Annotated in this window: 8 protein-coding genes, 6 tRNA genes and 1 pseudogene; 9 read left to right on the forward strand and 6 right to left on the reverse strand. The window is 65.4% G+C overall.

Translation table 11 applies throughout. The annotated features are described in order from the left end of the window. Positions 1 to 84: 84 nt before the first annotated feature. The 8 genes from pgsA (at position 85) to ACFPN5_RS20910 (ending at position 1,842) form a co-directional block, all read left to right on the forward strand. On the forward strand, positions 85 to 663 hold the full coding sequence (gene pgsA / locus ACFPN5_RS20875) for a CDP-diacylglycerol--glycerol-3-phosphate 3-phosphatidyltransferase (protein ID WP_379785713.1): 579 nt from the start codon (positions 85 to 87) through the stop codon (positions 661 to 663). Positions 664 to 751: 88 nt separating this feature from the next. Next, positions 752 to 827, forward strand: a tRNA-Gly gene (locus tag ACFPN5_RS20880). Positions 828 to 905: 78 nt separating this feature from the next. Continuing rightward, positions 906 to 981: transfer RNA gene (locus tag ACFPN5_RS20885), tRNA-Gly, on the forward strand. A gap of 42 nt (positions 982 to 1,023) precedes the next feature. Continuing rightward, positions 1,024 to 1,099 (forward strand) — tRNA-Gly (locus tag ACFPN5_RS20890). 28 nt (positions 1,100 to 1,127) lie between these two features. Then, a tRNA-Gly gene (locus tag ACFPN5_RS20895) sits at positions 1,128 to 1,203 on the forward strand. 76 nt (positions 1,204 to 1,279) lie between these two features. Continuing rightward, a tRNA-Cys gene (locus ACFPN5_RS20900) sits at positions 1,280 to 1,353 on the forward strand. An 84-nt stretch (positions 1,354 to 1,437) separates the two neighbouring features. Beyond that, positions 1,438 to 1,689 (forward strand): hypothetical protein, encoded by a 252-nt coding sequence (locus tag ACFPN5_RS20905; protein ID WP_379785714.1) that lies wholly within the window; start codon positions 1,438 to 1,440, stop codon positions 1,687 to 1,689. A 79-nt stretch (positions 1,690 to 1,768) separates the two neighbouring features. Continuing rightward, positions 1,769 to 1,842, forward strand: a tRNA-Cys gene (locus ACFPN5_RS20910). An 81-nt stretch (positions 1,843 to 1,923) separates the two neighbouring features. Here the strand turns inward: ACFPN5_RS20910 and ACFPN5_RS20915 are convergent. Then, positions 1,924 to 2,637, reverse strand: a complete 714-nt coding sequence (locus tag ACFPN5_RS20915; protein ID WP_379785715.1) for a hypothetical protein — start codon at positions 2,635 to 2,637, stop codon at positions 1,924 to 1,926. 280 nt (positions 2,638 to 2,917) lie between these two features. Here ACFPN5_RS20915 and ACFPN5_RS20920 point away from each other — a divergent pair, with 280 nt between their 5' ends. Continuing rightward, positions 2,918 to 4,846, forward strand: coding sequence for a glycosyltransferase family 2 protein (locus ACFPN5_RS20920; RefSeq protein ID WP_379785716.1), 1,929 nt, complete (start codon positions 2,918 to 2,920; stop codon positions 4,844 to 4,846). A 7-nt stretch (positions 4,847 to 4,853) separates the two neighbouring features. Here the strand turns inward: ACFPN5_RS20920 and ACFPN5_RS20925 are convergent, their stop codons facing one another. From ACFPN5_RS20925 to ACFPN5_RS20945, 5 genes and pseudogenes are all read right to left on the reverse strand, one after another. Continuing rightward, entirely contained in the window at positions 4,854 to 6,224 is a 1,371-nt protein-coding gene (locus ACFPN5_RS20925) for an acetate kinase (RefSeq protein WP_379785717.1), read from the reverse strand. Positions 6,225 to 6,248: 24 nt separating this feature from the next. Then, complete coding sequence (locus ACFPN5_RS20930) at positions 6,249 to 6,770, reverse strand: hypothetical protein (protein WP_379785718.1); 522 nt, start codon at positions 6,768 to 6,770, stop codon at positions 6,249 to 6,251. 15 nt (positions 6,771 to 6,785) lie between these two features. After that, complete coding sequence (locus tag ACFPN5_RS20935; protein ID WP_379785719.1) at positions 6,786 to 7,490, reverse strand: C39 family peptidase; 705 nt, start codon at positions 7,488 to 7,490, stop codon at positions 6,786 to 6,788. Then, positions 7,487 to 7,948, reverse strand: coding sequence for a hypothetical protein (locus ACFPN5_RS20940; protein ID WP_379785720.1), 462 nt, complete (start codon positions 7,946 to 7,948; stop codon positions 7,487 to 7,489). The genes ACFPN5_RS20935 and ACFPN5_RS20940 overlap by 4 nt, the downstream gene beginning before the upstream one ends. A gap of 93 nt (positions 7,949 to 8,041) precedes the next feature. After that, a pseudogene (locus ACFPN5_RS20945) lies at positions 8,042 to 8,352 on the reverse strand (hypothetical protein); the annotation flags it as partial.

Raw genomic sequence — 8,352 nt, forward strand, 5'->3', positions numbered from 1 at the left:
CGAGCTCAACTGGTTTAAAAAGCAATACCCATGTAGACTAGCGGCGCACGCTTTTTTCCACCGGTAAGCCAGTTCAAGCCCCCTATGCCTTTTAACATCCCGATTCTCCTGACCTGGTTACGTGTAGCACTGATCCCCCTCGTTGTCGGCGTTTACTACCTTCCCACGCACTGGCTTCCGGTGGCCGACCGCAACCTTGCGGCGACCCTGGTCTTCATCGTCGCCGCCATCACCGACTGGTTCGACGGCTTCCTCGCGCGGCGCTGGAATGAAACCTCGGCCTTCGGCGCCTTCCTCGACCCGGTCGCCGACAAGCTGATGGTGGCCGGCGCCTTGCTGGTGCTGATCCAGCTCGACCGGGTGAACGCGATCATCGCCTTCGTCATCATCGGCCGCGAGATCACCATCTCGGCCCTGCGCGAATGGATGGCGGAAATCGGCGCGCGCAAGTCGGTGGCCGTCAGCTCGCTGGGGAAGGTGAAGACCGCCGCGCAGATGGCTGCGATCCCGATGCTGCTGTTCCATGACCGCCTGTTCGGCATCAACATGTACTACTGGGGCCAAGTCTTCCTGTGGGTGGCCGGCGTACTGACGGTGTGGTCGATGTTCTACTATCTTCGCCGTGCGTGGCCCCTGATCAAGGAAAAGAGCGGGAGTTTGTAAGATTAATTCTCTGTCATCCTTGACGTACGGATCAGATCATCTATAATGCTTGCCTGTTGTGACGACATCGCAGCAAACGATAGACAAAGCGGGAGTAGCTCAGTTGGTAGAGCGCAACCTTGCCAAGGTTGAGGTCGAGAGTTCGAGACTCTTCTCCCGCTCCAGCGTTTGCAGTAAAGTCGGCAGTGACGGGTTACCTTGGAAGTTGAAACAATTTCTGCGATAATCCTTGTTTCCAGTATGCGGGAGTAGCTCAGTTGGTAGAGCGCAACCTTGCCAAGGTTGAGGTCGAGAGTTCGAGACTCTTCTCCCGCTCCAGTTATCTGGGGCAGTAGCAGTGGTAAAAGTAAAACACTCCGTGCGGGAGTAGCTCAGTTGGTAGAGCGCAACCTTGCCAAGGTTGAGGTCGAGAGTTCGAGACTCTTCTCCCGCTCCAGTAGGCGTGTCGATAGCAGGACTCCTAAGCGGGAGTAGCTCAGTTGGTAGAGCGCAACCTTGCCAAGGTTGAGGTCGAGAGTTCGAGACTCTTCTCCCGCTCCAGAATTCAGAGAAGGCAACGCTTCTCATGTTGATATGGCATATAACCCGCCAGGTCAGCAGCAGTACCTTACCCCCTGGCGAGGTAGCAAAGCGGTTATGCAGCGGCCTGCAAAGCCGTCTAGACGGGTTCGACTCCCGTCCTCGCCTCCAGAATACCATGACAAAATCGTCGCTCTGCGGCGATTTTGCATTTATGCTTAGTCCCTGGCTGGTCCCAGTCTCGGTAAATCCATCATGCGTCACGAAATCAAAACCCTCAAGGAAGCCGGTGCGCTCACGCTGCGCGTCTGGCGCGAGTCGATCCATTTTTTCCTCAGCATCGAGTTATGGCTGATGGTGCTGGTGGCCGCAGCCACCGTCGCCGGCGTCTGGTTCGCCGCGCTGGGCGACCTCCGCAGCCTGCTGGCCTTCGGCTTTGCGATCGGCTATGTTGTCACCCGCACGATATTGCATGTGAAGCGCGTGCTGACCTGGCCTTTCATTTGAACTGACCTGCAAAAAGACATGGCTCGTGGTATTGATGTGGCACATCACCAGCCGGCGTGACGCTCGTAACATGGTGTCTGGCGAGGTAGCAAAGTGGTTATGCAACGGCCTGCAAAGCCGTCCAGATGGGTTCGACTCCCTTCCTCGCCTCCAGACAGCATGCGTGCAGCCCACGCATCGGCAACGCCTCGCAAACGCGGGGCGTTGTCGTTTGTGGGCGACCGTGCCGCCGGCTCACACCAGCTCGTAGCGCGCCCGGTACGGTTGAAATCCGATGCGGCGCTTGAATTCGCGCAGGCCGGGCTGGGCGCCCAGGAAGGTGTCGTACATGAAGTAATCGACCGTGCGCTCCTCGATCAGGCGGCAAATGATCGTCAATAACAGCAAGTGCATGACGCCGTCATTGTTCTTGTAGCCCATCAGCTGGTCGGTCGACACAAAATTGCCGTAGCGAAGCGTATTGCAATACGCCGCCAGGCGGCCTTCCACATCGAAGACCCCGTAACAGGCGCCGTGCGGCATGTTGTCGTAACGCGTTTTCTTGACCAGGTAGGCGCTGTCCATCGGACGCCCCTGGCGCTCGTCGCAGGAGGTATGGATGGCATGGATCTCGTCGATATGGTCGTTGCGGTCGATCGGGCGCAGCCAGTAGCCACGGGCCGCCGCTTTCCTGCTTTTCGGCCCGGCGTAGTCCTTGCGGCGCACCTCATCGAGATAATTGCCGGCCTCGCCGCCATAGGCTGCGAGGTCGATGAGCGCGATGCCCATCGTCTTGTTGCGAAATATCTTCAGGCGCGGGTGGCGCCGCGTGAAATAGGCGTGGGCGCGGCGGATGTCTTCCGGGTGCAGCCCTTGCTCGAAACGCAGCCGGGCAACCGGCAGGCGTGCCAGTTGCGCCACGACGCGCGCGTGATCCATCAGCTTGGCAAATAGTTCAGGCGTTTCCATAAGTATCCTCATGTCGGGCGCTGGAACAGGTTATTCCGCACAGCCCAGAGCTGGCTGGAAAAGACTGCAGGGCTAGGCCGAGGCTTCACGTCAATCCGGCATGATTTTCTGCCGGGCCGCGATATTTGATCAGCCTGTCAAGTCAGAGTCGCAGGAAACTGAACAGTTCCCCGGTGACGTCTGATTCCTCGCAAATGGTGCCGGCTGCCCGGCCTTAAGCTGACCAAATCCGACACGGCGGGATCGAGACCATGCATCCGACACTGCACCAGCTGCACCAGTGTTCACACCGCACAACCTGTCCAACGCCGTGTGGGGCGGCTTGCTCCAGGGCCCGGAGCGCACGGTGAGCGCCGCAGCGCCGCGCGTCAGCGTGCTGATGCCCACCTACGAGCAGGCCGCCTTCCTGCCGCGGGCGCTCGACAGCCTCGCCGCACAAACGCTGGGCGACTGGGAAGCCATCGTCATCGACGACGGCGCCGGAGCGGCAACCCGCGCCGCGCTGGCCCCATGGCGCGACGACCCGCGCGTGCATTACCTGCGCAACGAGTGCAACGAAGGATTGGGACGCTCGCTCAACATCGGCCTGGAGCGGGCACGCGCACCGCTGGTTGCCTATCTGCCGAGCGACGACGTCTACTACCGCGAGCACCTGGCCAGCCTGTGCGCCGTGCTCGACAGCCAGCCCGGCGCCGTGCTGGCCTATTCCGGCCTGCGCCACCACTACAACCGCAGCGCGCCCGGCCAGCTGCCCGATTCCTGGCTGCAGCTGGTGCAATGCCTGCACCGGCGCAACGCTGCGCGCTGGATCGAGCGTAGCGAGTTCGAGTCCGACGATCTCGAGCAACTGTTCTGGCGAGGCTTGCGCGCGCATGGCGACTTTGCCGGCAGCGGCACGGTCAGCTGCGAGTGGGTCGACCATCCGGCCCAGCGCCACAAGCTGATCCAGGAGCCGTTCGGCGGCATCAATCCTTTCCGCCAGCATTACCGGGTCACGACGCCCCTGCGCTTTCGCAGCTCCGTCGGCAACGCCATCGACGAAGTCGGCCAGTACGCCATGGCGCGCGAACGGCCCGCCGCGCCGCGCGCCAGCGATGCCTTGACTATCCTGCTGGTGGGCGAACTGGCCTACAACGCCGAGCGCGTGCTGGCCCTGGAAGACGCCGGGCACAGGCTGTATGGCCTCTGGACACGCCAGCCCTACTGGTTCAACACCGTGGGGCCGCTGCCCTTCGGCCATGTCGAGGACCTCCCGGCCGACGACTGGCGCGCAGCGATCGAACGCTTGAGGCCCGACATCATCTACGGCTTGCTGAACTGGCAGGCGGTACCGTTCGTGCATGAAGTCATGACGGCCACGCCAGGCGTCCCTTTCGTCTGGCATTTCAAGGAGGGGCCGTTCATCTGCATCGAGAAGGGGACGTGGCCGCAACTGGCCGACCTGTACCGCCAGGCCGACGGCCGGATTTTCAGCAGTCCGGAGATGCGGGACTGGTTCGATACCGCGCTGCCCGGCTTGTCCCTCGGCGGGCTGTCGCATGTGCTCGATGGCGACCTCCCGCTGGCCGCCTCGGTGGACGGCGCGCCGTCGCCACGGCTGTCCGCGCGCGATGGCGAAGTCCACACCGTCGTGCCCGGACGCCCGATCGGCCTGCATCCGCACACGGTGGCGGAACTGGCCGGCGAGGGCATCCACCTGCATTTTTATGGCGACTTCACCCAGGGCCAGTGGCGTGGCTGGATACGGGACGCCCAGGCGCTGGCACCGCGCCACCTGCACCTGCACGCCAATGTCGACCAGGGCGCCTGGCGCAGTGAATTCTCCCGCTACGACGCCGGCTGGCTGCATGCCTTTGCCAGCGCCAACGAGGGCGAGCTGCGCCGTGCGAACTGGGATGACCTGAACTATCCGGCGCGCCTCTCCACGCTCGCCGCGGCCGGCCTGCCGATGATCCAGCGCGACAACCACGGTGCGATCGTCGCCACGCAAACGCTGGCGCGCTCGCTCGATATCGGCGTGTTTTATCGAAGCATCGCCGAGCTGGGGGAAAGCTTGCGCGACCGTGCCGCGCTCGACGCCATCGGCGCCCGGGTCGAGGCCCTCCGGCATCGCTTCGCCTTCGACGCGCATGTTCCCGCATTGGTCGGATTCTTCCGCGAAGTCATTGCCGCGGCCGGCGCCACGCGTGCCGGCGCGCGCAGCCGGTAAAGCCGCGTCAGAACGACATCGGCACCCGTACCGTCAGGGTGACGTCCGGGGTGTCGCGGGTGAGGCCGGCCCCCACCGCCACGCTGAGCGTCTTCTTGTCGGTCAGCCGGTACGAATAGCCGATCAGGAGCGTCCCGAGTTGCGTGCGCACCGATCCCGGTACCGTGCGCCCGGACTGCTTCGTGCGCGCCACCGAGTTGTGGTCGTAGCCGACGCTGAACGAGGCCTTGTCGTTGAGCGCCAGCCCCATGCCGAAGTTGAAGCCGACCACGCCGCCGGGCGCGACTTCGCCGAGCGCTTCCTTTTCGCCGCCGAGCACCGTGCGCGAGACCTCGCGCTTGAAGTTGTGCAGGTAGCTGAAGCTGCCGAAGAACACGGCCGGGTCCGACGGGAACAGCCAGGTCAGGCTCGGCTGCAGCGAATGGAAACCTGAGCCGGTCGGCAATTCGAGCGGCAGGCCGGTGCCGGTGATGTTTTCGCCGATGCAGCGGCGCTGGCAGTCGGTGACCACTTCGAAGGGGTCCTTGCCGGTGCGCGACTTGTAGCGCAGGCCGCCGATGAAATAGGGCTTGTCCACACCGCCATTGTTGAGCTGGTAGCGCGCGGCCAGTTCGACGTCGCCGAGCGCCCGGCCGCTGGTCTCGAACGCGCGCTCGACGGCGGTGCCGGTGAACACCTCGCGGCTGACGGTGGCATCGCTGCGGTAGACCCAGGGCAGCTTGGCCTCGACTTCGAACCGGTTGGTCAGCCCGCGGCGCAGGGTGGCGGTGGCCGTGGTCGTGTTCCGCTTGACCTCGCGCACGTCGATCAGGCCGATCAGGAGGGCGGGGATCACGGTGTAGCCGACCAGGGCCACGCGGTTGCTCGACGAATAGGCGTACTGGATGGCGGGCTCGAACACATATTTGCCGCGCGGCGTCAGCACGCCCGGCTGCTCGAAGATCGGGGCCACCTCGGGCACGCGCTGCTCGCGCGCCGGTGCCCGGCCGACGGCGGCCGTGCCGGGACCCGCCGCCGGCGCCGCCACAGTTTGCGGGGCGACACCGGCCGCGTTGCCGGTGCCGCGCAGAGCGTCGAGCTGCGCCCCGGTGAGCGTGCCCGGAAGTGTCCCCGCAAGCACGGGCCTTGATGCGGCGGCCGGGGCCGGGGGCGCGGCAGCAGGTGCGGCAGGAGGCGTGGCGGGAGCGAAGCTCGCCCGCCGCGCGCTGCGCACGTCGCGCTCGAGTTCATCGATACGGGCGCGTTGCGACTCGAGCTGCTGGCGCATCGCCTTGACCTGTTCCACCAGTTCCTCGACGGATTGCGCCTGCGCCGGCAGGGCGCAAAATGCCGCACTGATGGCCAATGCGCCAAGACATGGCGCCGGGATCTTCTGCATACGTTGCTCCATGATGGTGAGCCGTCAGCGGGGCGCGACGGCTGTTGACAAGGCGTTGTTCAGGCTCGTGCCGAAATTGAGCGCACGCAGCATGCCCGCGCTGTTGACCGTGGCGTTGATCGAGGTCCGGTTCTGGATCAGCTGGTCGTTCAGGGTGTTCTGGATGAGCGTTCCGCCGAGCAAAGTGGACGAGCCGGACGTCACCGCGCGCACGTCGCCGTTCTGGATCAGGCGCAGCTGGCCCAGCGCTTCGCCCGGAATGCTGCCCTGGCCGCCCGCCAGCTTGCCGATGTCGCCCAGCTGCATCTCGGTCCGCTCGACAATATTGCCGTTGATGGTGACCAGGCGCTCCAGGCCCAGCGTGACCACCAGGCCGTCGGCCGTGACGAAGCCGCCGCGCGCTGCGTCCAGGGTGGCGCTGTCGACCGCGCTGGCCGGGTCGAACGCGTTGGACGCGGCCGCGCCCGGTGCCGGTTCCGGGGGCGTGGCCATCGCCAGGCCCGCGAGCGGGAGGAGCAGGGCCGACAGGGAAAGAGGAAGCCGCATGGTGGAGTTCCTGGGTTAAAAATCGCCGGGGCCGAATTTCGGCAGCCCGTAGGTCGTCTCGAGGGCGCGGCTGGCGCCCTCCGCCAGCGGTGCGCGCGGCGCATTGCGCCAGTCGGCCGCCTGGTTGAAGCCGGGTTGCACCGGCGACTCGTGGACCACGAACAGGATCCGGTTGGCCCAGATCGATTCGAAGCGTTCGCGCGCCATCACGCGCGTGCCGCGCGACGGGTCGCCCAGCAGGATGCGCCCGTCGTCGAAGCCCTTGATGACGACGAAGTGCCGATAGCCGTTGTCGGACACAAGCACGATGGCCGGCAGTTTCGCTTCGATCAGCTTGTCGAGCGGCAGCAGGAAGCCGTTGGCGGTGAAGCCGCGGCTCTTCAGGTAGCGCTGCATGTCGAGCAGCGAAAAACCCTCGCGGCGGATCTTCGGCTGGTCGCCGCCCGCGTACATCTGCTGAAAAGCGTCCTGCTCGCTCGTCGGCGTCGCGTAGTGATGGGTCAGCAGCGTGGCCAGCGCGGCCGAGCCGCAGCTGAAGTCGTACTGCTGGCGCAGCGTGGCCTGGAAGCGCAGGTCCTTCATGCTCTTGACGGGCATGCCAACGCGCATGCCGCTCGGCAGCGACAGCTCGGCCGCGAAGGCAGCGCCGGCGGGGGCGCCCAGGCCGGGGAGCAGTGCCGCCCACAAGGCGAACGCATGGAAAAACGGGCGGCGCTTCATTGGAACTGCAGGTTGATGACGGTGGCGTTCTGGATCAGCACGTTGGCGCCGCTGTTCTGGATGACCACTGGGATGCCGGACATGTTGGCGAACGAGCCGGCGTCGATCGTATTGGCGCCCGTGTTGACGTTGACCGCGCTGTTGTTGGCGACTTCCCCTCCCAGCCGGGTGTCATTGACGACCGTGTCGGCGCGCCCCCGTTCCCGTTCCAGCTGTTCCAGGTCGAGCGCCTCGACGCTGTCACCGCCGACGGCCAGCCTGGCGCCCTGCGCCTTGGCGCCTGGCACGGCAAGCAAATCTGTCGACAGGTCCACGAAGGGCAGGGCGCCCAGTTCCTCCGCGCGCAGCACGGCAGGTTCGCCCGCGCAGGCAGGGACGGCGAGCACCGCGGCCAGTGCCCCGGCCAGCGCAAGCGTGCAGGCGCGGCCCACATGGTTGAATGCAAAGAGTTTGTTCATCGTCTCTCCTGAGTGCGAAAGCCGCCCCGCAGGCGGGGCGGTCTTCGGGCTAATCACCTGGCATCACAAGCTGCAAGACCGGCGGCCAGGGGATTACGGGCCCACCGACAGGTTGCTCTGGACGTTGACGCTCTGCTGGACCAGCGACGAGAAGCCATTGTTCTGGCTCATCACCATCACGCCCGCAGCCGACTGGCCGACGCTGGACATGGTGTTGGACATGTCGAAGCTGCCTGCGCTCACGGTGTTCGTGCCGCCCGCGCCGCCGCTGGCCGTGCCGCCTGCGCCGCCGGCGCCGGTGCCCGCGGTGTTGGCGCCGCTGGCGCCGCCCATGCCACCGGTGCCTGCGCCGCCGGTACCGCCGGTGCCGCCGGTGCCGCCCGTCGCCGCGCCCGAGGTGGTCG

This window comes from Massilia niabensis (assembly GCF_042655085.1).
In the GTDB taxonomy this organism is placed as follows: domain Bacteria; phylum Pseudomonadota; class Gammaproteobacteria; order Burkholderiales; family Burkholderiaceae_D; genus Telluria; species Telluria niabensis.

Coding starts and splice junctions, on each gene's coding strand:
- pgsA (WP_379785713.1), top strand. CDS start 85: ATGCCTTTTAACATCCCGATTCTCCTGACCTGGTTACGTGTAGCACTG.
- ACFPN5_RS20905 (WP_379785714.1), top strand. CDS start 1,438: ATGCGTCACGAAATCAAAACCCTCAAGGAAGCCGGTGCGCTCACGCTG.
- ACFPN5_RS20915 (WP_379785715.1), bottom strand. CDS start 2,637: ATGGAAACGCCTGAACTATTTGCCAAGCTGATGGATCACGCGCGCGTC.
- ACFPN5_RS20925 (WP_379785717.1), bottom strand. CDS start 6,224: ATGCAGAAGATCCCGGCGCCATGTCTTGGCGCATTGGCCATCAGTGCG.
- ACFPN5_RS20930 (WP_379785718.1), bottom strand. CDS start 6,770: ATGCGGCTTCCTCTTTCCCTGTCGGCCCTGCTCCTCCCGCTCGCGGGC.
- ACFPN5_RS20935 (WP_379785719.1), bottom strand. CDS start 7,490: ATGAAGCGCCGCCCGTTTTTCCATGCGTTCGCCTTGTGGGCGGCACTG.
- ACFPN5_RS20940 (WP_379785720.1), bottom strand. CDS start 7,948: ATGAACAAACTCTTTGCATTCAACCATGTGGGCCGCGCCTGCACGCTT.